21 protein-coding genes and 1 pseudogene are annotated in these 25,505 nt (G+C 72.0%); 10 read left to right on the top strand and 12 right to left on the bottom strand.

The genetic code is table 11. The features are described 5' to 3' along the window. Positions 1-47: 47 nt before the first annotated feature. Positions 48-197, bottom strand: coding sequence for a hypothetical protein (locus tag AC3RKB_RS12165; RefSeq protein ID WP_491436405.1), 150 nt, complete (start codon positions 195-197; stop codon positions 48-50). Between the two features lie 102 nt (positions 198-299). On the opposite strand from AC3RKB_RS12165, the gene AC3RKB_RS12160 reads away from it, so the two are divergent. Beyond that, positions 300-1,256 carry a GlxA family transcriptional regulator gene (locus AC3RKB_RS12160; protein ID WP_491436404.1) on the top strand — a complete coding sequence of 319 codons (957 nt, stop codon included), beginning with the start codon at positions 300-302 and terminating at the stop codon, positions 1,254-1,256. A gap of 39 nt (positions 1,257-1,295) precedes the next feature. On the opposite strand, the gene manA is transcribed toward AC3RKB_RS12160, so the two are convergent. After that, the gene (gene manA, locus AC3RKB_RS12155) at positions 1,296-2,543 is read right to left on the bottom strand and encodes a mannose-6-phosphate isomerase, class I (RefSeq protein WP_491436403.1); all 1,248 of its coding nucleotides are present in this window, start codon (positions 2,541-2,543) and stop codon (positions 1,296-1,298) included. A 103-nt stretch (positions 2,544-2,646) separates the two neighbouring features. Here manA and AC3RKB_RS12150 point away from each other — a divergent pair, with 103 nt between their 5' ends. From AC3RKB_RS12150 to AC3RKB_RS12140, 3 genes are read left to right on the top strand one after another with little or no spacing between them, the layout of a single operon-like run. Continuing rightward, entirely contained in the window at positions 2,647-3,825 is a 1,179-nt protein-coding gene (locus tag AC3RKB_RS12150; RefSeq protein WP_491436402.1) for an acyl-CoA dehydrogenase family protein, read from the top strand. 31 nt (positions 3,826-3,856) lie between these two features. Then, positions 3,857-5,218, top strand: coding sequence for an O-antigen ligase family protein (locus AC3RKB_RS12145; RefSeq protein ID WP_491436401.1), 1,362 nt, complete (start codon positions 3,857-3,859; stop codon positions 5,216-5,218). Next, positions 5,215-6,501 carry an O-antigen ligase family protein gene (locus AC3RKB_RS12140; RefSeq protein ID WP_491436400.1) on the top strand — a complete coding sequence of 429 codons (1,287 nt, stop codon included), beginning with the start codon at positions 5,215-5,217 and terminating at the stop codon, positions 6,499-6,501. The genes AC3RKB_RS12145 and AC3RKB_RS12140 overlap by 4 nt, the downstream gene beginning before the upstream one ends. Before the next feature lie 43 nt (positions 6,502-6,544). On the opposite strand, the gene AC3RKB_RS12135 is transcribed toward AC3RKB_RS12140, so the two are convergent. Beyond that, a complete protein-coding gene (locus AC3RKB_RS12135; protein ID WP_491436399.1) occupies positions 6,545-7,717 on the bottom strand; it encodes a glycosyltransferase family 2 protein in 1,173 nt (390 codons plus the stop codon). A gap of 55 nt (positions 7,718-7,772) precedes the next feature. On the opposite strand from AC3RKB_RS12135, the gene AC3RKB_RS12130 reads away from it, so the two are divergent. The 3 genes from AC3RKB_RS12130 to AC3RKB_RS12120 are packed head-to-tail and all read left to right on the top strand — an operon-like array spanning position 7,773 to position 10,932. Continuing rightward, positions 7,773-8,645: a glycosyltransferase family 2 protein gene (locus AC3RKB_RS12130; protein ID WP_491436398.1), complete on the top strand. Its 873-nt coding sequence runs from the start codon at positions 7,773-7,775 to the stop codon at positions 8,643-8,645. Between the two features lie 41 nt (positions 8,646-8,686). Beyond that, positions 8,687-9,811, top strand: a complete 1,125-nt coding sequence (locus AC3RKB_RS12125) for a hypothetical protein (RefSeq protein ID WP_491436397.1) — start codon at positions 8,687-8,689, stop codon at positions 9,809-9,811. Then, complete coding sequence (locus AC3RKB_RS12120) at positions 9,808-10,932, top strand: glycosyltransferase family 4 protein (protein ID WP_491436396.1); 1,125 nt, start codon at positions 9,808-9,810, stop codon at positions 10,930-10,932. The genes AC3RKB_RS12125 and AC3RKB_RS12120 overlap by 4 nt, the downstream gene beginning before the upstream one ends. Here AC3RKB_RS12120 and AC3RKB_RS12115 read toward each other — a convergent pair. From AC3RKB_RS12115 to AC3RKB_RS12095, 5 genes and pseudogenes are all read right to left on the bottom strand, one after another. Next, entirely contained in the window at positions 10,874-12,058 is a 1,185-nt protein-coding gene (locus tag AC3RKB_RS12115; RefSeq protein WP_491436395.1) for a glycosyltransferase family 4 protein, read from the bottom strand. The two genes, AC3RKB_RS12120 and AC3RKB_RS12115, sit on opposite strands and share 59 nt — an antisense overlap. Continuing rightward, positions 12,051-13,676 carry a DUF2142 domain-containing protein gene (locus tag AC3RKB_RS12110; protein ID WP_491436394.1) on the bottom strand — a complete coding sequence of 542 codons (1,626 nt, stop codon included), beginning with the start codon at positions 13,674-13,676 and terminating at the stop codon, positions 12,051-12,053. The genes AC3RKB_RS12115 and AC3RKB_RS12110 overlap by 8 nt, the downstream gene beginning before the upstream one ends. Before the next feature lie 107 nt (positions 13,677-13,783). Beyond that, complete coding sequence (locus AC3RKB_RS12105) at positions 13,784-14,536, bottom strand: HAD-IIB family hydrolase (protein ID WP_491436393.1); 753 nt, start codon at positions 14,534-14,536, stop codon at positions 13,784-13,786. A 48-nt stretch (positions 14,537-14,584) separates the two neighbouring features. Continuing rightward, a pseudogene (locus AC3RKB_RS12100) lies at positions 14,585-15,322 on the bottom strand (ABC transporter ATP-binding protein); the annotation flags it as partial. 2 nt (positions 15,323-15,324) lie between these two features. Further along, positions 15,325-16,257: an ABC transporter permease gene (locus AC3RKB_RS12095; protein WP_491436392.1), complete on the bottom strand. Its 933-nt coding sequence runs from the start codon at positions 16,255-16,257 to the stop codon at positions 15,325-15,327. Positions 16,258-16,491: 234 nt separating this feature from the next. On the opposite strand from AC3RKB_RS12095, the gene AC3RKB_RS12090 reads away from it, so the two are divergent. After that, a complete protein-coding gene (locus tag AC3RKB_RS12090) occupies positions 16,492-17,622 on the top strand; it encodes a glycosyltransferase family 2 protein (RefSeq protein WP_491436391.1) in 1,131 nt (376 codons plus the stop codon). Here the strand turns inward: AC3RKB_RS12090 and AC3RKB_RS12085 are convergent. The 4 genes from AC3RKB_RS12085 to AC3RKB_RS12070 form a co-directional block, all read right to left on the bottom strand. Beyond that, positions 17,588-19,084 (bottom strand): glycosyltransferase family 4 protein, encoded by a 1,497-nt coding sequence (locus tag AC3RKB_RS12085; RefSeq protein ID WP_491436390.1) that lies wholly within the window; start codon positions 19,082-19,084, stop codon positions 17,588-17,590. The two genes, AC3RKB_RS12090 and AC3RKB_RS12085, sit on opposite strands and share 35 nt — an antisense overlap. Next, positions 19,084-20,604 carry a glycosyltransferase family 4 protein gene (locus tag AC3RKB_RS12080; protein WP_491436389.1) on the bottom strand — a complete coding sequence of 507 codons (1,521 nt, stop codon included), beginning with the start codon at positions 20,602-20,604 and terminating at the stop codon, positions 19,084-19,086. The genes AC3RKB_RS12085 and AC3RKB_RS12080 overlap by 1 nt, the downstream gene beginning before the upstream one ends. Beyond that, positions 20,601-20,897 (bottom strand): hypothetical protein, encoded by a 297-nt coding sequence (locus AC3RKB_RS12075; protein WP_491436388.1) that lies wholly within the window; start codon positions 20,895-20,897, stop codon positions 20,601-20,603. Before AC3RKB_RS12075 ends, AC3RKB_RS12080 begins: the two co-directional genes overlap by 4 nt. A gap of 113 nt (positions 20,898-21,010) precedes the next feature. Then, positions 21,011-23,344, bottom strand: a complete 2,334-nt coding sequence (locus AC3RKB_RS12070) for a LasA N-terminal domain-containing protein (RefSeq protein WP_491436387.1) — start codon at positions 23,342-23,344, stop codon at positions 21,011-21,013. Positions 23,345-23,503: 159 nt separating this feature from the next. Between AC3RKB_RS12070 and AC3RKB_RS12065 the strand changes: the two genes are divergently transcribed. Then, on the top strand, positions 23,504-24,643 hold the full coding sequence (locus AC3RKB_RS12065) for a glycosyltransferase family 4 protein (RefSeq protein WP_491436386.1): 1,140 nt from the start codon (positions 23,504-23,506) through the stop codon (positions 24,641-24,643). Further along, complete coding sequence (locus AC3RKB_RS12060; protein ID WP_491436385.1) at positions 24,640-25,500, top strand: glycosyltransferase family 2 protein; 861 nt, start codon at positions 24,640-24,642, stop codon at positions 25,498-25,500. The genes AC3RKB_RS12065 and AC3RKB_RS12060 overlap by 4 nt, the downstream gene beginning before the upstream one ends. Positions 25,501-25,505 lie beyond the last annotated feature (5 nt).

The raw sequence follows: 25,505 nt of genomic DNA, 5'->3' as shown, positions 1-25,505 counted from the left end.
GTCGTGACGATGCTAGCGGTCGGCCCCGAGGGGCGGATGGCGCCGGCTCAGGCCCGGCGCAGCGGCATCCGCTCGACGTGCCGGTTGCGGTCGCGGATCTCGGGACGGCCGTAGCCGTCGGTGTCGAGCCGCAGCAGCGTCGCGACGACGCCCCACGCGGCCAGGCCGGCGATGATCAGCATCACGATGATGTCCATGGCAGTAATTGTGCTCCTTGCAACATCCTGCCGGAAGTGGCAGACTCGCCATAGATCGACACATTCCTGCCAGTCCGCTGGCGGCCGTCCCGGGAGGCCGACGTGCTCCAGACCATCGCCTGCATCGCCGTCCCCCAGATGGCGCCCTTCGAGTTCGGCGTCATCTGCGAGGTGTTCGGCATCGACCGCTCCGAGCAGGGCGGGCCCACGTTCGACTTCCACGTCGTCGCCGCCGAACCCGGCCCCATCCCCACCAAGCTCGGCTTCGACATCGTCGTGCACGAGGGGCTCGCCGCCGCCGAGACGGCCGACCTCGTCGCGGTGCCCGCCTCGCTCATCGACAAGCCGTCGCATCCCGAGGTGCTGCGCGTCATCCGCGAAGCCGTCGACCGCGGCGCGTGGGTGCTGAGCGTGTGCTCGGGCGCGTTCACGCTCGGTCGCGCCGGGGTGCTCGACGGCCGTCGCGCGACCACGCACTGGATGTACACCGACCGCCTCGCCGAGATGTTCCCGGACACCGAGGTCGACCCCGACGTGCTCTTCGTGCAGGACGGCAAGGTCGTCACGGGTGCCGGCACCGCGGCGGGCATCGACGCGGCGCTGCACATCGTGCGCACCGAGCTCGGCGCGAGCGCGGCGAACATCGTCGCGCGCCGCATGGTCGTGCCGCCGCAGCGCGACGGCGGGCAGTCCCAGTTCATCCAGACGCCCGTCGCCGAGGTGCGCACCGACTCGTTCGCCCGCGTGACCGAGTGGATGCTCGAGCACCTCGACGAGGACCTCACCGTCGACCGGCTCGCGCGCACGGCGCTCATGTCGCCGCGCACGTTCGCCCGCAAGTTCCGCGCCGAGACGGGCACCACGCCCAACGCGTGGCTGAACCGCCAGCGGCTGCTGCGCGCGCAGCAGCTCCTCGAGGAGACCGACCTCACGCTCGAGGAGATCGCGCGCGAGACGGGTTTCGGCGCCGCCGCCGTGATGCGGCACCACTTCGTCAAGGTGCTGCAGACCACCCCCACGCAGTACCGGCGCGTGTTCGGGCCGCGCCAGGCGGGCTGAACCGGCGGGGCGCCCGGCCCACCCGCCCGAGGCGGTGCGTCAGTCCGCGACGCGCCCCGGCACCGTGGCGATCCAGGCGATGCCGTCGCCGGCGAGCTCGATCCATCCCTCCTCGGGCGTGACGAACACCGCCTCCCCGCGCTCGACGCCGACGGCGCCGTGTGCGCCGGTCGCCCTGACCGTGCCGCCCTCGGCGAGCAGGATCGCCGGCCCGGCCAACGGCACCCGTGCACCATCCGGCGCCCCCTCGACCCGGAACAGCGTGAAATCCGGCACCGGCGGGCGGAACTCGACCACGCCCGGCGCGACCTGCACAGGCGGGAGCAGCGGCGGCGCGATCGCGGAGAAGTCGAGCACCTCGAGCAGTTCGCGGATGTCGATGTGCTTCGGCGTGAGGCCGCCGCGCAGCACGTTGTCGCTCGCGGCCATGAGCTCGATGGCGAGGCCCGACAGGTACGCGTGGATGTTGCCGGCGTCGAGGAACAGCGCCTCGCCGCGCCGCAGCGTCACGCGATTGAGCAGGAGCGAGATCACGATGCCCGGGTCGCCGGGGTACTCGGCGGCGAGGTCGCGCACCGTGCGGAAGGACGCCGCGAACGGCGAGGTGAGGGCCGCGTCGGAGCCGGCGAGCGCGGTGACGCGCTCGACCAGCCATGCCGCGTCGCCCGTGTCGCCGCCGCGGCCGTCCTGGAGCAGCCAGGCCACGGCCTCCCGCAGCGGGTCCGCGCCGGCGAGGCGGTCGGCCAGCAGGTCGAGTGCGCCGGGCTGCGGCTCGTCGGAGGCGGCATCGGCCGTGCGGAGCACCGCGAGCACGCCGTGCACCTCCTCGAGCGGCCGGAACCCCGAGAGCGCCTCGAACGTCTCGCTCACCGCGACGACGAGCTCGGGCTTGGCGTACGGATCCTTGTAGTTGCGGTCGAACGCGTCGAGGGAGGGCCCCTCGGCCTCCTCGCGGGAGAACCCTGCACGCGCCTGCTCGGGCGTGGGGTGCGCCTGGAGCGAGAGCGGGCGCGCGGCGGCGAGGATCTTGAGGAGGAACGGCAGTCGCGCGCCCCCGCGCGCGACTTCGGCGCCGAGCGCGCCGACCGGGTCGGCGGCGATGAATCGGGCGAGGTCGGCCGCGCCCGCGGACGCCGGTTCCACGACCTCCGACGGCGACGCGGCGTGCGCCCCGAGCCAGAGTTCGGCCTCGGGCGCTCCGCTCGGCTCCACCCCGCGGAACTCGGCGATGGCGGTGTGGGATCCCCACGCGTAATCACGGGGACGGTTGCGGATGGCGACAAACATGCGTGACGGCGTCCTTTCGGGGTTTGGCACCAAACTACCAACGGCTGCGGCTCCGCTCAGCCGCGTGCATAGGCTCTGCGCATCCACCGAGAGGAAAGCCGACATGGCCTACGAGCCGCTCGCGAGCGACTTCTATTCGTACGGGTCCCTGCTGACCGGGCGCGAGCAGGAGGCGCTCGCCGCGCTGCGCGACTGGCTCGAGCGCGACGTGCGCCCGATCGTCAACGACCACTGGGAGCGCGCCGAGTTCCCCATGGAGGTCGTGACGCCCCTGGCCGAGCACGGGGTGCTCTCGTACGCGTGGGACGAGACGGCGCCGTTCGAGAACTCCGCGGTCTTCCGGGGTTTCGTGGCCCTCGAGCTCGCGCGGGTCGACGCGTCGGTCGGCACCTTCGTGGGCGTGCAGAACGGGCTCGCGACGGGCTCGCTCGCGGTCGCGGGCTCGCCCGAGCAGCGACGCGAATGGATCCCGCGGCTGGCCTCCGGGGAGGTCGTCGGCGCGTTCGGTCTCACCGAGCCGCTGTCCGGCTCCGACTCCGCGCGGGGCCTGCGCACCACCGCGCGCCGCGAGGGCGACACCTGGATCCTGAACGGACGGAAGCGCTGGATCGGCAACGCCACCTTCTCGGACATCACGATCGTGTGGGCGAAGGACGAGGCCGACGACCAGGTCAAGGGTTTCATCGTGCCGACCTCCACGCCCGGCTACGTCGCGACGAAGATCCAGGGCAAGGTCAGCCTCCGGATGGTGCAGAACGCCGACATCGAGCTGACGGATGTCGCGGTGCCCGAGTCCCTCCGCCTCCAGCAGGCCGACTCGTTCCGCGCCGCCGCGGCGGTGCTCCGCCACACGCGCGCCGAGGTCGCCTGGTCGGCGGTCGGCACCGCGATCGGCGCGTACGAGGCGGCCGTGCGCTACGCGAAGGAGCGCGAGCAGTTCGGCCGGCCGATCGCCTCGCACCAGCTCGTCCAGGACCTGCTCGTGAAGTGCCTCGGCAACATCACCGCCTCGCTCGGCATGGTCGTGCGGGTCTCCGAGATGCAGGACCGCGGCGAGCAACGCGACGAGCACTCGGCGCTCGCCAAGGCCTACGCCACGTCGCGCATGCGCGAGACCGTCGCGTGGGCGCGCGAGGCGTGCGGCGGCAACGGCATCGTGCTCGACTACGACGTCGCCCGGTTCTTCGCCGACGCCGAGGCGCTGTACTCCTACGAGGGCACGCGCGAGATGAACACCCTCATCGTCGGCCGCGCGATCACGGGACAGGCCGCGTTCGTGTGAGCCCGCCCGGGCGGGCGATAGCCTTGTGCGCATGACCATCGGACGTCGCCCCGCGCTCGAGGGCGCCTTCGCGACGTTCGTCCTCTTCACGGCGTTCGCCGGCCAGTTCTGGCGGAACCTGCTCGGCTGGTGGGGCTGGGGCGCGATCGTCGCCGCGATCCTCGTCGGCTCGGTCTGGCTCTGGATGGCGCGGCGCCCCGCGCTGTCGTGGCACCGCGTGCCGAAGTCGACCCCGGTGTTCCTCGCGATCGCGACGCTCTCGCTCACGTGGTCGGCCTACCCGGCCGGCACCGCCCTGGGGCTGGTGCTCACCCTCGTGCCGACGATCGTGGCGCTCTCGCTGACGCTCTCGCTCGGTTGGCACGGGTTCCTCCGCGCGCTCGTCGGCGCGCTGAAGTGGCTCCTGGCGCTCTCGCTGCTCTTCGAGCTCTGGGTCGCCGTGTTCGTGCGCGAGCCGCTGCTGCCGAACTTCCCCGACTTCGACCCCTCGGGCGACGTGCCCATGGCGTTCTACTGGTCGCGCGCGCTGCTGTTCGAGGGCGGCCCCATCGAGGGCGTCGTCGCCAGTCGCAACCTGCTGGCCATGTCCGCCCTCATCGCCGCCATACTGTTCGCCGCGCTGCTGGCCAGCGGCGGCATGCGCCGCAGCCAGGGCATCGGATGGCTCGTCACCGCCGGGATCGTGCTCGCCCTCACCCGGTCGGCGACCGTCGTATTGGTCGCCCTCGTCGTGCTCGCGGCACTCGGCTTCGCGGTGTGGGCGCGCCGCGCCGGGCCGGAGCGCCGCCGCGTCGTCTACCTCGCCGCGGCGGGCGCCGTCGCGGCATCCGTCGCCCTGCTCCTGCTGTCGTGGAACGCGCTGCTCGGCCTGCTCGGCAAGAGCGAGGACCTGACCGGACGGCTCGACATCTGGGAAGCGGTGATCGGGCTCGCCGGCGAGCGCCCGTGGTTCGGCTGGGGCTGGATCGGCTACTGGCAGCCCTGGGTCGAACCGTACGACGGCCTCGCCGTGCGCAACGGCGTGGAGTACCTGCAGGCGCACAACGCCTGGCTCGACGTCTGGATGCAGCTCGGCGTCGTCGGGCTCGTCGCGTTCGCCTCGATCGTCGTCGGCGCACTCTGGCGCTCGTGGTTCCTCGCCGTCGACCGGCCGATGGACGAGCGCGGGCGCCCCGTCGCGTACTCGCCGGCGTCGCTCATCCCGCTCCTCGTGCTCGTCGCGCTCATCGGCCAGTCGTTCGCCGAGAGCCGCATCCTCGTCGAATCCGGGTGGATCCTGCTCCTCGCGATCGCGTGGGGCACGAAGCAGCGGCAGTGGGCGCCCGAGCCGCTGCCGGCCATGACGCCCACCCGGTGGCCGAGCCGCTTCGCGCGGCCGAAGGCGGCTCGGTGAGGAACACGCTGCGCGAGTTCGCCGGTTCCGCGCGCTTCGCGCAGGCGCTCACGCTCGTCGCCGTCGGCCTGGCCTTCTCGACGCACGCCGTCCGCGCGCTGATCGGCTGGCCCGGGCTCATCGCCGCCGTGCTCACGCTGCTCGTGCTCTGCGGCCTCTCGCTGGTCGCCCGCTGGCGCGCCGTGGAGTGGTACGGGATCCTGCCCCTCACCATCCTGCTGTTCGTCGGATGGTGCGCGGCGTCGGTGCTCTGGAGCGACACGCCGACGCTCACCGTGCTCGGCGTCGGCCATCTCGTGGCGTTCGGCGTGCTCGGCGTCTACGTCGCGCTCATGCGCGACACGATCCAGATCGTGCGCGCGTTCGGCGACGTCCTCCGCGTGCTGCTGGGGGTGTCGCTCGGCCTCGAGATCCTCTCGGGCGTGCTCATCGACCTGCCCATCGCGTTCCTGGGCATCCAGGGCGACATCGCGGAGCTCGGTCCGATCCAGGGCGTCTTCGGCTCGCGCAACGTGCTCGGCTTCGTCGCCCTCATCGCGCTGATCACCTTCATCGTCGAGTGGCGCACCCGCAGCGTGCTGCGCGGCCGGGCGATCGCGTCGCTCGTGCTCGCCTCGCTGTGCGTCGTGCTCGCGGGCTCGCCGACGACCTGGATCGCGCTCGGCGCGACGCTCGTCGCGCTGGCGGCGCTCTACGGGCTGCGTCGCGTGCCGGCGCCCACGCGATGGCGCTGGCAGCTGGCGCTGCTCGTCACGGCCGTCGCCGTCATCGTCGTCGGCTGGATCACGAGGATCCGGATCATCGAACTCCTCGACGCGCGCGCGGAGTTCGACGTACGGCTCGACGTCTGGCGGGAGGTCTCCCGGTACCTCGCCGCGAACCCGCTGCAGGGGTGGGGCTGGGTCGGCCGGTGGCCCGGCACCGCGCCGTACGCGTGGGTCGAGGCCGCGGTGGGCCGCGACCTGTCCTCCGCGCTGAGCGCCTTCATCGACGCCTACTTCCAGGTCGGCGTGATCGGCGCGATGCTGTTCATCGGGCTCCTCGGCGTCGCACTGGTGCGCTCGTGGCTGCTCGCGTCGTCGCGCCGGAGCGTGGTGTACCTCTGGCCGGCGCTCGCGCTCGTGGCGCTCGCGGTGACGAGCTTCGCCGAGAGCTTCGCTCTGGTCGAGGGTGGCTGGATGCTCCTCGTCGTCTGCGCCGTCAAGGCCGCGCGCGACATGAGCTGGCGGGACGCGCTCGCGTCCGCGCGGCCGCCCGCGCCGGCCGTGGCACCGCGCGACTGAGGCGGCGGCGGGTCGACGGCACCGCGTCGCGCGCGACGCCCGGCTACGCCTTGCGCAGTCCGACCTTGAGCACGCCGAGGAAGAGCCCGGCCATGATCGTCTGTGCGCCGAGCATCATGACGAGCGACGCGAGCACGGCGGTGCGCAGGGTCGACGACGGCTCGAGCGCCCCGAAACCGGATTCCGCCCACATCGCGAACTGCCAGAGCGCCACCCCGAGGCCGACGAGGAACATCAACAGGCCCACGAGCGCTCCGCTCTCGAGACTGATGCGCCGCTCCAACCGGTCGAAACTTCGCGACCGCGGGATGTTGAACCCCTCGTGCTGGGCGTAGATCTTGGTCAGGACGGCGAAGAGCACCGCCTGGTATCCGACGACGGTCAGGGCGGCGAGGTAGACCTGGCTGGAGACGTCGAAGCCGACCTCCCCGAAGACGATCGGGCCGAACGCGAGGAAGAGGGTCCCGAGCAGCCCGATCAGGAACGCGGACGCCCCGGGGATGAGGAAGAGCCAGCGCGGACTGAAGATCAGCAGGAACCGCAGGTGGCGCCATCCGTCGCGCCAGCTGCGAAGGTGGGGCGGGCGGCTCCGTCCGTCCTTGTCGAGCGTGGTCGGCACCTCGGAGACGCGGAGCCCGCCGAGCGTCGACTTCACCACGACCTCGCTCGCGAACTCCATGCCCGTCGTCTGCAGGTGGAGGTCGAGGATGGAGCGCCGGTTGAAGCCGCGCAGCCCGCAGTGGAAGTCGCCGATCGGCGAGCGGAACAGCACGCGACCGATCCACGACAGTACCGGGTTGCCGAGGTAGCGGTGCAGCGGCGGCATGGCGCCCTCGGCGATGCCGCCCGCGAATCGGTTGCCCATCACCAGCTCGTCCCCCGCGCGGAGCCGCTCGACGAACAGGTCGAGCCTCGAGAAGTCGTAGCTGTCGTCGGCGTCGCCCATGATCACGAACTCGCCGCGCGAGGCCTCGATCCCGGCGAGCAGGGCGCTGCCGTACCCCCGCTCCGGAACGTCGACGACCCGCGCGCCGTGCGCTCTCGCCACGTCCTGCGATCCGTCCGTCGAACCGTTGTCGGCCACCACGACCTCGCCGACCACGCCACTGCGGCGCAGGTACCCCTGCGCCTTCTCGATGCAGGTGGCGAGCGTCTCGACCTCGTTCAGGCAGGGCATCACGATCGAGAGCTCGATCGCGGTCGTGGGAGCGGGCACTGGGAATCCTGTCGGTGCGTCTGGCGGCCAGCCCATCGTACAGAATGGGTGCATTGTGAATCTCGGACTCGTGGTCTCGACGCTCGGACGCACCGAGGCGCTGGACCGACTGCTCGGATCGCTCGCCGGGCAGGTCGAGCACGAGGACCGGGTCGTCCTGGTCGCCCAGGGGCGCGTCGACGACGTCGAGCGGGTCGCGGCCCGTCACCGGAGCGACCGGTTCGCGATCGCCGTCGTCGAGTCCCCGCGCGGCGCATCGCGCGGCCGGAACACCGGCGTCGCGGCGCTCGAGCCGGGCGAGCGCTTGCTCCACTTCCCCAACGACACCACGTGGTTCCCCGACGGCGCTCTCGACGCGATCCGCGCGGCCGCGCCCGCGATCGCGGTCGGAGCGCTGACCGTCGTCGACGAGCACGGTCCCAAGTTCGTGCTGCCCCCGGCGGGAACGCCCCTGGATCGATGGAACGCGTGGAGCGTCATCGAGATGGGCTTGCTGATCCGACGGTCGGTGTTCGACGAGCTCGGGGGGTTCGATCCCGACCTCGGCACGGGCGCGCCCACACCGTGGCAGGCCGGCGAGGCGACCGACCTGCTGCTCCGCCTCATCGAGCGCCGCCCGGATCTCGCCGCGACGTTCACGTGGCTCGACCCGACGACCTTCGTCGGAGGCATCGCCGACGCGCGCGGACTGTCGACGTCGGAGCGCCGGCGCAAGCTGCGCGCGTACGGCCGGGGGCTGGGCCGCATCGTGGTCCGGCACCGCTACCCGGTGTGGTGGCGCGCCGCCTTCGTCGCGGGCGGGCTCGCCTTCGGCCTGCGCCACCGCGCCGCCAACGCCGTCGGCGACGGCTGGTGGGTGTTCCTCGGTCGCGCGGAGGGCCTGGCCGGACGGGCGCTCGGCGGCCCCGGCGCGGCGGTGACCCGATGACCGAGGTCGTGCCGCCGCCGATGCGGCTGCGACGCGCCACCATGAGCCTGATCACCCTGCTCGGCGGCGTGTCGCTCTCGGTGATCCCGGCGGCGACCCTGTCGATCGCGTCCCGGCTGTTCTCCCCCGCCGAGCAGGGCGCGATCGCGGTCGCGGTCATGGTCGCGACCTTCGCCGGCCAGATGACGTTCGCGATCGTCGTCGAGGCCCGGCTCAGCTCGGCGGCGACCGAGCGCCGGGTGGTGTTCCCCGCCTGGCTCGCCGCGCTCGCGGCGGTCACCGCCCTCGTGATCGCGTTCCTGCCTCCGAATGCGATCGTCCTCGCACTGGGGCTGCCGATCCTCGTCGCGGCCCTGGAGGTCGGTCGCGGCGTCTCCGTGGCCGAACGACTGGACCGGCGCGAGATCGCCGCCTCCATCGCCGTGGGCGTCGGAGCGCTCGTGGGCGTGGCCGCGGGGTTCGCGGACCAGGCATGGGCGCTGGCGCCGCTCGTGCTCGGCATCGCCGTCGCCACCGGGATCCGCTCGCTGCCCGTCCTGCACCGGGCCAGCCGCCCCGAACCCGCGGTCATGGGCTGGGTGGTCCTGGACACCGCTGCGACCGGCGTGGTGTACCCGCTGCTGAACGCCATGATCCTGGCATTCCTCGGTCCGGCCGACGCCGTCCTGTTCACCTCGATCGCCACGGTCTCGGGGCTCCTCGCCATCCCCCTGAACTTCATGCGGCTCCGACTGCTGAAGGCGCACTCGGCGCTCGACATCGTCGTCTCGGCGGCGGCCGTCCTCGCGGCCGTCCTCGCGCTCCTCGTGCTCGAGCTCAGCGGTGCCCTGGCGTTCATCTTCGGAGCCTCGTGGAGCGAGTCGGCGACCCTCGTCCCGCTGCTGGTGGCGTGCGCGTGGCGTGCGGCGTCGCTGGCCACCACCATCCCGTTCGCCGCCCTTCGACGCGACGGCGCCGTGCGCCTCGTGACCGGTCTCCGAGCGATCGTGGCGCTCATCACCTTCGCGCTCGCCGCGGCCGGCCTGGCCGCGGCGAGCCTGACCGCGATCTTCGCCGGGCTCCTGGTGGCCGAGCTGTCGTCGGCGCTCCTCTACGAGCTCGCGCGTCGCCGGCGCCGCCGTCGCCTGGAGCAGTGGTCCGCGCGCGGGACGGGTGCGCAGGCATGAGGATGCGCGTGCTCGTCGACCTCCTGTTCTTCACGGGGACGAAGGGCGGCATGGAGTCCTACGTCCGGGAGACCTACGCGCGACTCTCCCCGGACGACCCGGAGTTCGAGTTCGTCGGGCTCGCGTCCCGCGAACTCGCCGAGTCCGGCGCGCCCTGGTTCCCCGGTCCGCTCGTGGACTCCGGCGTCCGTGGCGATCACCGTCCCGCCTGGGCGATCGCCGAGATCGCCTCGGTGTCCCGCCACGCCGTCCGACACGCCGCCGACCTCGTGCACTGCCCTGCCAACTTCGGCCCGTGGCGCTCGCGAGTGCCCGTCGTGCTCACCGTCCACGACCTCCTCGCGTTCCGCCATCCGGAGTACGTGCCCGGCGCTCACGCCCGCGTCGTGCGCTGGATGATCCGCCGCGCCGCCTCCGCCGCGACCCGCATCGTCACGGTGAGCGATGCGACCCGCCTCGACGTCGTCTCGCTGCTCGGCGTGACGGCGGATCGGGTGGACGTGATCCCGCTCGCCGCCTCGCCGTCGCCGCCCGCGCAGGAGGCCGCGCGCAGCCGGGACCGGGTGCTCGCCGTCGGCAACCGGATGCCGCACAAGGGGTTCGAGACCCTCCTCGAGGCGATGGCGTGCATCCGTCCCGACCGGCGCCCGCACCTCGTGATCACGGGCGGTCCTCCGGACGATCCGCTCGCCCCCGTCGTCGAGCGCCTCGGGCTCGAGGACTGCGTCGAGCTCCGCGGATGGCTCGAACCGGCCGAGCTCGACCGGCTGTACCGCACGTCGGCCGCCCTGGTCTTCCCCACCCGTTTCGAGGGGTTCGGGCTCCCCCCGCTCGAGGCCATGGCCCGTGGCTGCCCCGTGGTGGTCTCCGACCTCCCGGTCATGCACGAGGTGGCCGGCGATGCCGCCGTCTACGTGGATCCGACGAGCCCGGCGGCGATCGCGCGGGCGGTCGAGGCGCTGCTCGACGACCCGGGCGAACTCGAGCGGCGATCGCGGGCGGGCCTCCGGCGGGCGGCCGAGTTCTCGTGGGAGCGGACGGCGGAGGCCACGCGGGCCGCGTTCAGGGCCGCGTCCGCCGCGGCCGGCGAGCCCGGGTCGCGTCGCGCCACCGCGCGATGAGCTCGTCGGCCGAGCCGTGGAGCGAACGCCTGGTGCGCTCCCGCGCGTACCAGGCGGCGGTCGACGCCCGCAGCGGCCGACCGGCGCCGACGGCCCGGGCGATCGCCTCGCCGAGCACCCGCGGATCGACCGAGGTCGCGACGATCCCGTTCTCGTCGTCCACCACGAGTTCCGCGGCCGCATTGTCCTCGCCCGCCACGACCACCGACGGCGTACCATGCGCGGCGGCCTCGGCCACGACGAGTCCGAACCCCTCTCGCATCGAGGGGTTCACCAGCGCCGCGGCCGAGCCGAACAACCCGTCGAGTTGCGCGTCATCCACTCGGCCCAGGAACCGGACCACGCCCGAAACGCCCGCCATGTCGGCGGAACGCCGCGCCGCCGCAGTCTCCGGGCCCTCCCCGACCACGACGGCGTGCAGCTCGGGTACCCGCTGCCGCGCGATCGCGAGTGCCGGCGGCAGCGCGTCGAGCCGCTTGTCGGGGATGTGGCGGCCGACGAAGAGGATCGTCGGCGGCTGCGCCGGTTCCGTCGGCTGCGCCGACGGCGTGGGTGCGTCGACGAGGTCGAGGAGGCCGAGGACGACCGGATCGGCATCGCGACGGTGTCCGAGCAGTCGCGCCCGCGTGAACCGGCTGTTCACCGTCTGGATGCGCCCGACCTGCGCCCCGGCCCACTGCAGGAGGTAGGCGATCGTGCCGACCACGATCCCGGAGTAGCGGCGCCACGTGCGCCACGGCCAGACCTCGAGCCAGTCCGTCGCGATCACCGTGCGCGTGCCGAGGAGCGCCAGCCGGACGGCGAACACGTTGAGGACCGGGAGCGCCGCGACGATGACGAGGTCGTGGTCGCCGCGATGCCGAGCGAAATGGCGCAGGATCGCCCAGGCGAACCCGAGCGCGGCCCTCGGCGTTCGGGCGCCGCGTGCATCCGCGATCTCGCCCTGCCAGACGCCGACGACCCGGAACGGCGCGTCGGCCGACTCCCGCCCCGTACGGGTGACGTAGTCGACGCGCAGGCCGCGCTCCGCGAAGATCTCGGCGAGCGCGCGGTAGACGCGTTCACCGCCGCCACGGTCGACGGGGGGCAGGCAGTCGTACGCGATCGCGATCCGCGGCTCAGGCACGGGCCGTCGCGCTCCCCGTCGCCTGCGGGATCGGCTCGTCCGGCACGGCGAGCTCGCGTCGCGCGATGACCCCGGCTGCGATGCCGACCAGGGCCACGAGGCCGAGCGAGGCGATCACGTACCCGACCGCGAGGCCCGGCCAGCCGAGCGGCGGCTGCCACTGCGGCGAGGCGAGCATGTCCCCCAGCGGCGCCTCTCCGCCGATGACGTACCGCACGAGCACGAGGCCGAACGCGATCACGCCGTACGCGCCGATGAGCGCCGCCCCGATCCAGGTGATCCTGACCGAGAGGAACCGGATGCGCGGGGCGTCCCTCGAGAGGAGCCAGGCCGCGACGACGACGACGCCGTGGTAGAGGAAGAGCGCGTAGCGCCCCTGCCAGATGATGCCGGTCTGCGCCACGCTGTATCCCTGCACGGCGGCCGGGACGAGCACGCACGCCGCCGCCAGCACGGCGAGTGTCGCGAGGCCGCGCCGTGTGGTGGCGGTCGCCGCCAGCACCAGCATGACCGCGAGCGCGGCGATGAAGGGCCAGTACGCCCACGGCGGGAGCGGGGTGTCCATCCATCCGAAGAACCCGATCGCCTGCTGGGCGTAGTCGTTGGCGGCCCTGACCGTGTGGAGGAACCCGTCGAGGAAGCTCGCGCCGACCAGCGGGGCATCGGCCGCCTCCGCTTGTCCGGACAGGCTGCCGCCGAAGAGGGTCCAGCCGATCGAGAAGAGCCCGCCGACGGCGATGACCGCGAGCCACGCGTAGCTCGCCGGCGTCGTGAACAGCGCTCGCGCGGGCCGCCATCCCGCGGCGAGGACGCACGATGCGACGATCAGGACCAGCCAGAGCGGCCCGAGCGCCCGAGCGTTGGTCAGCACGACGGAGGCCACGGCGACGCCGGCCCACAGCCACGTCCGCGACACCAACGGCCGGTGTGCGGCGGGTCCGAACGACTCGAGCAGTCGGAGCACGCCCACCCAGAGCGCCGTCGCGGCCGCGATCTCGGCCCCGTTCGGATTGACCGCCCCCAGCAGGTAGACGCTCATCGGCGCCGCGCAGAACGCGAGCGCGAAGGGCATCCACCGTGCCCGGCGACCGAGGGCGGCTGCCTGGAAGGCCCACGCGAGCAGCGCCGCGCCGAACAAGGTGCTCGCCGCCCGCATCGCGTACACGGCCGCGTTGCCGTCGACGAGCAGACTCGGCCATCCGACGACGTAGTAGTAGACCGGGTTGTACGCGCCGACCCAGGTGTTGAACCAGGGCTGCCCGCCGGGATCGCCGAGCGCGACGGCGCACGAGGCCGGGACGTCGGAGTGCGTCGTGAAGCACATCATCTCGGGCGAGTACTCGTAGCCCGGCGGAAGGTCGACGACGATGTGCCGGACGTCGGGCAGCGTGTATCCGATCACCTGGCCGCGGACCTGCGCGATCGCCTTGGTCGCGTGCGCATTCTCGTCGGGAACGCTGAACACGGGCGAGGCGAACGCCCACATGAGTCCGAGGAGGGCGAAGACGGCGAACGGCCACACGAACCACGCAGTGCGCGAGCGCACTTCGCCGCGAGCCGGCGCAGCGTCGTCGCCCGCGCGTCCGGACGCCGCGGTATCGCCGACGGATGCAGTCACTGTCTCCTCCACGGGTTCGCGGCCCGCCGGCGCCGGCGAACGGTCCCCGCAGCCAGTCTAGGAGCGAGGATCGCGCGGGCCGGCGTCAGGTGCCGGCGTGCGCGTGATCAGGCGGCGAGGATCTCGTCGATCACGACGAGCGTGTGCTCCCAGCCCTCGACCGCGATGCAGTCGACTCCGAGCGCCTTCACCGGGTAGTCGTTGCCGTGCTCGTCGAGGCGGTCGCCGACGAAGAGCATCTCGTCGAGCCCCAGGCCCGACACCTCGGAGAGGCGTCGCATGCCGTAGGCCTTGTCGATGCCGCGCCGGGTGATGTCGATCGAGGTGGATCCGCCCGAGCGGACCTCCAGCTCGGGGAGCCGCTCCTGCACCGCGTCGCGCAGGGTGTTCTTCTTCTCGCCGGTGGGGTCCCAGAGGACCTTCTCGGCGACGGGGGCCGCCTGGCCCAGTGCGGAGAACGTGACCTGGGAACCGCGGTCCTCGAGGATGGGTCCCCAGGTGCGGTCCTCCCAGAAGCCGAGCGCGCGGGCGGTCTCCTCGACGACGTGCATGGCGTGCGCGCGCTCGTCGACGCCGAGCTCCTGGGCGTACACGCGCGTCCAGTCGCCGTCGTCGAACCGGTAGTACTGCGTCCCGCAGGTCGGCATGAGGTGCAGTCGCTGGAGCTGGCCGGGCGATGCGTCGTGGAGCCGGTCGATGACCTGCGCTCGGAACTGGGCGATCTGCCCGCCCGAGATCACGCAGACCTCGGCGACATCGAGCAGCTGCCGGAGCTTGACGGCCATGCGGTCGTCGAGGGGCGACTTGGACGGGGCCAGCGTGTCGTCGAGGTCGAAGGCGATCAGCTTGGGTTCGGGCATGGTGGTTCTGTCCTTGGTGGGTGGGATGGCCGGCGGTCAGCCGCCGAAGGATTCCCGCAGCGCGGCGATGCCCTCTTCGGTGCCGCCGTCGAAGACGACCTTGCCGTGGGAGAGGACGATCGTGCGGTCGCACAGGTCGCTCACCTGCGCCGCGGAGTGGGAGACGAAGACGATGGTGCGGCCCTCACGCTGGAACTCGCGGATCTTGGACATGCACTTCTCCTGGAAGGGCTCGTCGCCGACGGCGAGGACCTCGTCGACCAGCAGGATGTCGGGGTCGACATGGACCGAGATGGCGAAGGCGAGGCGCACGTACATGCCCGACGAGTAGAACTTCACCTGCGTGTCGATGAACTCGCCGATCTCCGAGAAGTCGACGATCGAGTCGAAGTACTCGTCGGTCCGGGACTTGGAGAGGCCGAGGATCGACGCGTTGAGGTAGACGTTCTCGCGGCCGGTGAGGTCGGGGTGGAATCCCGCGCCGAGTTCGAGCAGCGCCGCGAGGCGGCCCCGTCGCTCGACGGAGCCGCGCGTCGGGTCGACGATCCCGCCGATGACCTTGAGCAGCGTGGACTTTCCGGAGCCGTTGGCGCCGAGCAGGCCGACGCTCGAACCGGCGCGGATCGTCAGGTCGACGTCGCGGAGGGCCCAGAAGTCCTCCTTGTGCCGGTTGGACCGGCCGAAGTTCACGATGCGCTCCTTGAGCGACTTGTCCTTGCGGATCACGAACCGCTTCGAGACGTCGTTGACGCGGATGACCTCGGGGGTCGACTGGATGACGCTCATGATCAGATCTCCTGCGCGAAGTTGCCCTGCAGCCGGGCGAAGATGCGCTGCGCGATCCAGACGAACCCGACGCCGACGGCGATCATCACCATGAGGCGGAGCGTCATGTCGGGCGGATAGACGACCCCGTTCGCGGGATCGCTTCCGGCGATCCAGAACGCCCGCTGGAACGCGATCACGGCCATGGTCATCGGGTTCGCGAGGTACAGCTCGGCGAGCCACATCGGGAGGTCGGCCCGCTCGAGCGCGTCGACCACGAAGCCGTAGGAGTAGACGATCGGCGAGATCCAGAACCCGATCAGCAGCCCGACCTCGACGAGGTACTGGACGTCCCGGAGGTAGACGTTCACCGCGGAGAGGAGCAGCCCGAGTCCGACGCCGAAGATGATCACGACCGCGACGGCGAGCGGAGCGTACAGCAGCTCGGCGTGCCAGGGGACCTGCCCGAGCACGATCGTGGCGAGCACGAGCACCACGAGCTGGACGCCGAAGTTGAAGATCGCGCTGCCGGTCGCGGCGAGGGGGAAGATCTCGCGCGGCAGGTAGACCTTCTTGATGAGCCCCGCGTTGCTGAGGATCGACATGGTCCCGCCCGTGACGACCTCGCTGAACAGGCCCCACAGGGTCAGGCCGGTGAAGACGAAGATCGCGAACTGCGGGATGCCGCGCTCGGCGCCGAGCACCTTGCCGATGGCGAAGTAGTAGATGGCGAGCATGACCAGCGGACGGATCAGGCTCCACGCGAACCCGAGCGAGCTGTCCTTGTAACGGGCCTTCAGCTCGCGACGGATCAGGAGGTCGAGCAGCTCGCGCTGGCGCCAGGCGTCGCGCACGGCGGCGAGGAACCCGTGGACGGCCGTCGTCCCGGTGCTCCCGGCGCGCTCGAATGGGAGCGCGGCCAGACGTTCCGCGCGCTGCGAGGCCGTTTCCGCCATGCTGCTCCCTACGATCGATGAATGCCGGCTGCGTCGGCCAGGACATCGGCGCGACCCTAGGATGAGGTGACACGCAAGCGAACTGCCGCGCCGGCGCCCCCGGTAGCCTACAACGCGCCAGGCTTCGAGTTCGCCGTGCGCCAGATCAGGACCATCGTCGACAGCGGTGTCGACGCGGAAGAACGGGAGCACTGCTTCGTGACGGTTTCCATTCCCCGAGCCGAGGACCCGACGGTGACCGTCGTGATCATCGGATGGCGGCTCGCGGCCCCGCTGCTCGACGCGATCCGCTCCGTCGTGGCATCCGCCGATGCTCCCCCGTACGAGGTCGTGGTCGTCTTCAACGGCGCGTCGGATGCGGTCCGCGAGGCCTTCCACGCGGAGGTCGAAGGCGCGGTCGTGGTCGACCTGCCGTACAACACGGGGTACGGCCATGCCTGCAACCGGGCGGCGGCGGTCGCCCGAGGCGAGTTCCTCCTGTTCCTCAACGACGACGCCCGGCTCCTCCCCGACGCCGTGCGCCGCCTGGTCGACTCGGCTCGGAAGGGCCTGCATCGCGAGACACCCGTGGGCGCCGTCGCGGCCGTGCTCACCGGCGAGGACGGCCGCGTCCAGGAAGCGGGTTCGCGCGTGCTGGCCACTGCGGGCACGGTCCAGATGGGCGCGGGACTCACGATGGAGCAGGCGCGATCGGAGGGGTACCTCCGGCGACGGTCGATCGACTACGGGTCCGGGGCCGGCCTGCTCGTCCGTGCCGACCTGTTCCGGCGACTCGGCGGGCACGACCCGCGATACCGGCCCGCGTACTTCGAGGACGTCGACCTCGCGTTCCGCATCCGTGCCGCAGGAGGCGACGTGATCCTGGAGCCGGACGCCGTGGTCGTTCACATGTCCGGAGGGTCGACCGACACCGACCGCCGCTTCCGGGAGTTCGCCGGACACCACGCCGGGCTGGCGTTCATCGAGCGCTGGCGCGACGAGTTGGCGGGCGCGGCGAGCGAGGACGACCCGATCGAGCGCATCTGCCCCATCCGACGCGAGGACCCCGACTCGGGACCCTCGACGGCCGCGGCCCACGCGGACGAGGATCCCGCCGAGATCGCGCTGGGCATCGCGCGCGACTACGAGGCGTGGCTCAACCGCCGGCTCGACGAGTGCGTCGAGGAGCGCGCCGGGATCGCGTCGGAGCTCGAGCACGCCCGGTCGGAGTGGAACCACTGGCACGACACCGCGCAGGAACGCGGCGCGCATTCGCACGAGCTGTACCTCGAGCTCCAGTCGCTCCAGGAGCGCAACCTGCTCGGCATCGCGCGGTGGCGGATCGACCTCGCTAGGAAGCGACGGGTCGAGCGCCGAGCGCAGTGACGGTTCCGTCGCCGCTCGTCGAGACCGACTCGAGCCCGAAGAACTCCCACAGCTCCTCGGCGTACTCCTTCCAGGAGCGCTGGTCGCGCCTCGCAGCCTCGGCGCGAAGCCGCTCCTGCAGTTCGGGCGTGGTGAGATACGAGCGGATGGCGTCCGCGAGGGCATCGTCGTTCCTGGGATCGACGAGCAGCGCTCCCCCTCCGGCCTGCGCGATCTCGCGCATGCTGCCGAAGTCGCTGGTGACCACGGGGACGCCGATCGCGAGCGATTCGGCGACCGGAAGCCCGAAGCCCTCGTTCACCGAGGGGAACAGCGTGAGCGTCGCCGAGCAGTAGAGGCTCCACAGCTCCGCGTCCGAGAGCCCGCGCTGGGTCTCGACCGGACGTCCCGCTTCCTGCATCGCGGCGCTCAGACGCTCGAACTCCGCACTGTTCCACGAGTTGCCGCCCACGAACACCAGTCGGAACCGGTGGCCCTCGCGCCACAGCAGCTCGGCCGCCTGCAGGATGGCGAGGTGGTTCTTCCGCGGTTCGTGACTGCCGACGCTGAGCAGCAACGGGTCGCCGTCGTCCGAGTCGGGCGTCGTGGCCCGGGCCGCGTCCAGGGCGCGCTCGTCGACCCCGGTGGGCAGCATCACCTCGCCGATGCGGGGTCCGGGAAGCCCGATCGCGGCGAGCGCGTCGCGCCAGCCGCTGTACTCGGCGGTCGAGGCGACCGAGGTGGTCGCGACGTTCGTCGCGAAGGCCACCGCACTGAGGTTCTTCGCGAAGACGCCGCCCATTCCGGGGCCGACCGTCTCGGCCGTCGTGATCGGCACGCAGTCGTGCCCGACCACGTGCAGCCGGGTGGGCGACAGGCGCGCGAGCGCCTGGAGGCGGGCGGTGCGCGCGGTCTCGGTCGCGAGCTCGATGAGCACGTAGTCGCAGTTCCACGGCACCACGTAGCGACCCCGCGGCTCTCGCACCGTTCGCGGGGCGGTCCCCCACAGCGCGTTCTCCCGCTCGGAGGGGCTGAGCAGCCGGAGGCGCGAGTACGAGTCGTCCCAGCCGATGAGCGCGAAGCGGCGGTCGGCCGACCAGCGCGCCGTCGTCTGCCGGACGACGCGCTGGATCCCCGTCGCCAGGGAGGACCGGGCCGTGTGGTCGGCGTCGACCACGACACCGGAGACGACCTCGACGTGGTCGCGGAGCCGGGCGGCGTATCGCGACTGGGCGGTGCGGATCGCGGCGGCCACGCCGGCCACCGGGCCGTCCAGCCGCACGCGGCGCTGCAGGGCGATCACCTCGTCGGCGTTCGGCAGGGTCGCCGTGAGCACCGCGAGCAGGAGCCACAGGCGCTGGGCGTCGTCCTCGACGAGCGACGCGACGAGGCGCCGGAGCACCGGGACGTCGGACGACGTCGGTGCCGACGCGTCGAGGGTCTGGGCGACGAGCCGCAGCCGTGCCTGGATACCGGCAGCCATCAGCGGGACGCCTCCTCGATCGGGACGACGAGTTCGTCCCACAGTTCGCGGGCGTAGTCGTCCCAGCTTCGAGCCGGCCGGTTCGCGGTCTCGGTGCGCAGTCGCTCCAGCGTGCCGTCCCCGTCGAGCAGCGAGCGCATCGCGCGCATGATCGCGAGGTCGTCCCGAGGGTCCACGAGGAGGCATCCACCGTCTGCCGCGATCTCGGCGGTGCTCCCGAAATCGGACGTGATGACGGGCACGCCGAAGGCGAGGGACTCCGCGACGGGCAGCCCGAACCCCTCGTGGAGGGAGGGGAACACCGAGAACGTGGATTCGCGGTACGAGTCGACGAGCACCCGGTCGTCGACGTTGCGGAGCGCCTCGAACGGTCGACCCTTGCGGCGCAGCTGCGCGACGGCGCGGTCGAACGGAACGGTGAACTGGGCGCCGCCGCTCCCGATGAATCGCAGTCGGAACCGGAGTCCGCGGCGCCACAGCGCCTCCGCGGCCCACAGGACGGCGTCGTGGTTCTTGCGAGGTTCCTCGCTGCCGACGCAGAGCACGAGCGGAAGATCGGCACGGCGTTCGCCGGCGACCGCGCCGTCGTGCGGCACCGGGGCGTCGATGGGCAGCGGGACCGCCGTGACCTCCGGACCCGCGATGCCCTGGGAGCTCAGCGAGCGGACGAACCCGGCGAACTCGGAGGCCGCCGAGCGGCTGACCCCGGCCAGGCGGTCGGCGTGCTTGACGACGGAGAGGAAGTCGACGAATCGGTCCGTCTCGCTGAGCGAGACCATATCGCCGCTGATGGCGGGGATCATGTCGTGCACGACGAAGCCGAAGCGGTTCCCCGAGAACTGCGCCAGCGCCCTGAGCGGTCCGCACTGCGACTGCTGGGGCACCTCGATGTGGATGAGCACGCTGTCGATCGGCACGACGACCTCGGTCGCGTCGTCCTCGGCCCTCGGCCGGGCGGGCTCGCCCGCGTGCCAGTCGAACAGCGTCGACTCCTCGGACGACCTGAGGGTGCGAAGCGCGTTGTCGCGGTCGGACCACACGACGAAGACCGGTTCGTGCGTCTCGCGCCAGCGACGCGCCGTGTTCCTCACCACCCGTTGCACGCCGGTGTTGTGCCGGGTGCGCGCGGAGAAGTTCACGTCGACGACGACGGCCTCGCGGACGATGCGCAGGCGCGTGGCGAGGGAGCCGCTGCGGATCACCGCGTCGCGGCACGCGGCCAGGACCACCCGGTTCAGCTGGGACTCGTCGATCAGCTGGAGCCGGCGACGCAGGCGCAGGAACTCGTCGGAGTCGGGGTAGACGCCGGCGACGGCGACGAACAGGAGCCAGACCGCGGAGTCGACCGGGTTCCGCTTGACGTGCGATGCGACGAGGCGCAGCAGGGGGCCCGGACCACGGCCGGCCGCCTCGTCGAGATCGCCCTCCGCGATCCCGAGCTCGGCGCCGACGACGATGAGCCGATGGGCGAGGGCGTCGACGAGGACCCCGTCGGTGCGCTCTGCGAGGACGCCCGTCAACGGCCGCCCCTGGCCCGTCGACCGACCCGCGAGGCGACGATCCTGGCGGTCGGCAGGAAGCCGATCTCGGATACCTTGAGCTGGACCGTCCGAACCTGCCTGAGCGGGCGCGTCACGCGCCATGAGAACGTGTTGTGCACGTCGGGCACGTCCGTCGCGTAGGCGTCGGACGAGACCAGCCAGTCGCGGACCACCCCGTTCTCGTAGTCGTCGACCTGGCTGCGCAGTGCCGCGACCTCCTGCTCGAGCTCGGCGACGCGGGCCTCCAGGGGCGCGTTCGTCTCTGTTGCCACGTGTTCCGGCACCTTTCAGCTGGACGGGGTCGTTCCCGGTCGATTCTAGTCAGCGCCTCGAACCGGGCAAATCGCGTCCGACCTCGCCGGACGCCGCCGACGGTCGCACCGCCTCAGGCCGAGGGGCCCGTCGGGATGGTGGCCAGCGCCGCTCCGCCGATGGTCACGATGGTGGGCACGGAGCCGCCGTTGAGCGCGATGAGGCGGTCCCATGATGACACCGGCTTCTTCTGGCCGTCGGCGAGCTGGTACACCATCGGGGCCGCCGGGTCCTTGACGAAGAACGCGCCGGGGATCACCATCGTCGAGTGCGGCATGGCGGCGCAGGTCATCGGATCGAGCGTCGTCGCCGCGAGGCCGAAGCCGTCCGCGGCGCCGAGCTTCCAGAGCTTGCCGTGGCCGCCGATGTGGAAGGCGCCCGTGCCGCAGCGGACCACGAGCCGGAGCGCCGTGCCCGAGTCCGCGTACGCGGCAACCCGCGAGTCCGTCTCGGTGGCGTACCCCTTCACGCCGAGTTCGTCCGTGATCGCGAACGAGTCGACCGGCACGCGGGCGGCCAGCCCGTCCACGAGGAAGATCCGCGGGTTCGCCGACGTGCGCACGAGCCCGGCGGGCGCGAGCGCGTCCGGCCCCTTCGGGATCACCGAGACGCCGTACCCGCTCATCGTGACGATCACCGGGACACGGGTGCCGTTGAGCGCGACGAGGGCGCTCCAGGAGACGACCCGCCGGGCGGTCCCACCGCTCACGATGTGGACGTCGGCGGAGGAGGACGTCTTCACGAACAGCGGGCCGTCCTGCGCCTGCCCGGTGTTCGGGAGCGCATCGCACGTGATCGGGTCGAGCGCGGTGCTCGGAAGCCCGGTCGCGCCGGGCTGCGTCAGCGCGGTGAGGGCGCCGCCGCCCCCGACGAACGCGCGTCCGCCGCAGAGCACGAGGTTGGTCAACGGGCCGGACGCCGTCGGGTACGGAGCGAGCAGTCCGTCGCCGACGACGGTCCAGCTCCGCATGCCGTGGTCGGCGGCGATGTCGAGCGAGGTCACGTGGACCTTCGATGCAGTGCCGTCCACCATGTAGATCTCGGGCGCCCCCGCCGTCTTCACCAGCGTCCCCGGAGCGAGCATCGCGGGGCCGGTCTGCAGCGAGTCGATGCGCGCCTGCGGCCAGACGGCGATCCAGGGCGTGCGCCGACCGTACAGCGCCAGCACCGTCGCCCACTCGCCGATCGGACGCTTCCGCCCGTCCTCGAGGTAGAACACGTCCGCCGAAGCGGGTCCCTTGACGAACGGCGCGACCTCGGCGCCGGTCGCGAACTTCGCCAACTGGGACGACATGAGGTCGGTGGCCGCGCCGCAGGCGTGGCCGAACGCAGCGACGAGCTCGCAGGTCGGGAAGCGATGCTTCACGCCGTTCTCGACCAAGAAGACGTCGCCGGTGAGCGGATCGCGGATGAGGCCCGTGAAGGTCCCCGCGGGCGCCAGCGAGTCGAGGTAGCTCCTCGCCACCGTCCGGTACGGGAACAGCGGCCTCAGCAGCTCGAGCTCGACGACCGATGGCACGAGCACCTTCGTCCCGCCGACGACGAGGTGGATCTCCGGCGCATCGGGCGCCTTCACCAGGTCGCCGTCCTCGAGGGTGCTGCCGAACCAGTCGCTGAAGATGCGCCAGAAGTTGCGATTGCCGTACGACGAGCAGGCGTCGCCCGTGCCGTACAGGTTCGCGAGCGCCGCCGCGTTCGGGCGATACGGCGTGTAGATGTACAGCCCGGCGGTGGCCTGGTTGCGGATGTGGACGATCGACGAGCCGCAGGCGGTGTTCGGATGCCACAGGATGGTGTTGTCCTGCCCGGCGCGATACCGCCAGTTGGCGGGGTTCGCCTGGTAGTTCTTGAACTGGCGGGCCGCGTTGTAGACCTGGTTCGCGAAGCCGTAGTACGCCGCGTCGCAATCGGCCGTGTCGGGACAGCCGTACCCGGTGGCACTGCGGTACTGGCGCGACGACGGCGTCGAATCCGAGACGAGGCCCTGCTCCTTCTCGAGGAGCGTGATGAGTACTTGCGGGTTGATGCCGCAGACCTGGCTCACGAGGTGGATGATCGTCGCGGCGGACTGGTCGCCGCCGGGATACGCCAGGCAGCGGGCATCGGCCGCCCTCGACGCGGTGACCTCGCGGTAGTCCTTCAGGCACGTGTACCCGGCCTGGCACGTCGGCACCTTCAATCGGAGGAACGCGCCGATCTGGGCCTCGGTCATCGCGCCCTGGTTGTAGAAGACGCCGTCGCTGATGATGTGGCCGGGATCGAACTGCGACCCGTCGAGTGCGGCCGCCGGGGGGTCGCCCGGCATCGGGGCGAGCACGCCGGCCACGAGGGCGACGATGACGGCCACGAGGGCGACGACGGCCGCGGGTCCGCGCCGGTGCGCATCCTCGCGTCTGATCGGGCGCACGTTCACGTCGCCTCCCCTCCCCGGACAGGGGCAGTATTCCACGGGCCGGGACGGGAGCCGGGGATTTCGCGAATCGTGGCACGTCGCGCCGCCGGGCGATTCGTCAGCCGCGACGAAATAGGATGGGTCGACACCCCCGTTCGAACCAAGGATTCCCGCGTGCCCACATCCCGGCTGCTCATCGATGCGACCGCGCTGCCCGCCGACAAGGGCGGCGTCGGTCGCTACGTCGAGGGCCTGCTGGGGGCGCTCGACGAACTCGCGCCCGGCTCGGTCGTCGCCTGCCAGCCGAGGGACGCGCAGACGTACCGATCGACCTACCCGAGCCTCGAGATCGAGCCGATCCCGGCCCTCGCCTCGCGACGCGGGATGCGACTGGCCTGGGAGCAGTTCGGCCTTCCGCGGCTCGCGCGCCGGGTGGGCGCCACCGCGGTCCTCTCCCCCCACTACACCCTGCCCGTGTTCGGGAGGTTCCGTCGAGTGGTCACGCTGCACGACGCGACCTTCTTCAGCGACCCGGGGCTGCACCTGAAGCTGAAGGCGGTGTTCTTCCGCGCCTGGAGCCGCTACGCCCTGCGCCGCGCCGACGCCGTGATCGTGCCGAGCGCGGCGACCGCCTCCGAGCTGGCTCGGTTCGTCCCTCGCCGTCGTGCGGCCGTGCACGTCGCGCACCACGGCGTCGACTTCGACGTGTTCCACCCACCGTCCGACGCCGAGGTGGCCGCGATGCGGGAGGACCTCGCCATCGGGGACCGGCCGTACGTGGGCTTCCTCGGCACGCTCGAGCCGCGCAAGAACGTGCCCGCCCTCGTCGGGGCGATGCCCGCCGTGGCGGACCGGCTCGGCGCGGGCGCACCCGCGCTGCTCCTGGCCGGTGCCGCCGGATGGGACCACGACATCGAACGGGCCGTCGACGAGGTCGCCTCGAAGGCGACCGTCGCCCGGACCGGATACCTGCCGATCGAGCAGTTGCGGGCGTTCCTCGCCGGTGCCGTCGCCGTCGTCTACCCGAGCCTCGGCGAGGGGTTCGGGCTGCCCGTCGTCGAGGCGATGGCGAGCGGCGCCTACGTCGTCACGACTCGGCGCCTCGCACTCCCGGAAGTCGGCGGCGACGCGGTGGACTACACCGACGTCGACTCCGCCGCGATCGCCGACCGGATCATCGCCGCGGTGGAGGGGGTCGACGCCAACCGATCGATGCGAGAGGCGGCCGTCGCCCGCTCCGAGCGGTTCACGTGGACCGAGAGCGCCCGCATCCACCTCGGCGCGGCCTTCCCGGACGAAGGAGCCGGCTCGTGAGCGAACTCGTCGTCATCACGGTCGCCCACCGCTCGTCCTCGGTCCTCGACGAGTTCATCCGGAGCGCCCGAGTGGCCTCGCGGCACGCGTTCGAGATCCACGTCGCCGACAACAGCCTCGGACAGGACCCCGACCTGCACGCGGTGATGGCGCGCCATCCCGACGTGACCCTCCACGAGCTCGAGGAGAATCGCGGGTACGGCGCCGCGGTCAACGAGGTCGCCCGCGACCTGCCCGACGAGACCCGATGGATCCTCATCGCGAACCCCGATGTCACCTTCACGCCCGGGAGCCTGGACGCCCTGCTCGCCGCGCCCGCGCGCCATCCCGACGGCGCGGTGTTCGGTCCGGTGATCCTCACCGCCGACGGCGAGGTCTACCCGTCGGCTCGGAACCAGCCCTCCCTGCGCACCGGCGTCGGCCACGCGCTCGCCCACCCCGTCTGGCCCAACAACCCCTGGTCGCGCCAGTACCTGCTGCACGAACGGGAGAGCACGGAGCGCGTCGCCGGATGGCTCTCCGGGGCGTGCATGCTGGTGTCGGTCGAGGCATTCCGAGCGGTCGGCGGGTTCGACGAGCGGTTCTTCATGTACTTCGAGGACGTCGACCTCTGCCGCCGCATCGGCTCGACCGGCGGGGAGTGCGTGTACGTGCCGTCCTCCGTCGTGACCCACACCGGCGCCCACTCCACGCAGCAGGCGCGCACCCGGATGATCCGCGCGCACCACGACAGCGCCTACCTCTTCCTCCGTACCAGGTACCCCGGTCCCTGGTACGCGCCGCTCCGCCTGGTGCTCCGCATGGGGCTCGCCGTGCGCGCGAGCGCCTCCAGCCGTCGATCAGGCGGCGGCCACTAGTATCG

It is taken from the genome of Agromyces capsici (assembly GCF_058349965.1).
Note: the sequence above shows the minus strand (reverse complement) of the source record. Positions and strands in the feature narration are given on the sequence as shown.

Excerpts from the sequence above, each read along its gene's own strand:
- AC3RKB_RS12165 (WP_491436405.1), bottom strand. The coding sequence starts at position 197 with ATGGACATCATCGTGATGCTGATCATCGCCGGCCTGGCCGCGTGGGGC.
- manA (WP_491436403.1), bottom strand. The coding sequence starts at position 2,543 with ATGTTTGTCGCCATCCGCAACCGTCCCCGTGATTACGCGTGGGGATCC.
- AC3RKB_RS12150 (WP_491436402.1), top strand. The coding sequence starts at position 2,647 with ATGGCCTACGAGCCGCTCGCGAGCGACTTCTATTCGTACGGGTCCCTG.
- AC3RKB_RS12145 (WP_491436401.1), top strand. The coding sequence starts at position 3,857 with ATGACCATCGGACGTCGCCCCGCGCTCGAGGGCGCCTTCGCGACGTTC.
- AC3RKB_RS12125 (WP_491436397.1), top strand. The coding sequence starts at position 8,687 with ATGAGCCTGATCACCCTGCTCGGCGGCGTGTCGCTCTCGGTGATCCCG.
- AC3RKB_RS12120 (WP_491436396.1), top strand. The coding sequence starts at position 9,808 with ATGAGGATGCGCGTGCTCGTCGACCTCCTGTTCTTCACGGGGACGAAG.
- AC3RKB_RS12105 (WP_491436393.1), bottom strand. The coding sequence starts at position 14,536 with ATGCCCGAACCCAAGCTGATCGCCTTCGACCTCGACGACACGCTGGCC.
- AC3RKB_RS12095 (WP_491436392.1), bottom strand. The coding sequence starts at position 16,257 with ATGGCGGAAACGGCCTCGCAGCGCGCGGAACGTCTGGCCGCGCTCCCA.
- AC3RKB_RS12085 (WP_491436390.1), bottom strand. The coding sequence starts at position 19,084 with ATGGCTGCCGGTATCCAGGCACGGCTGCGGCTCGTCGCCCAGACCCTC.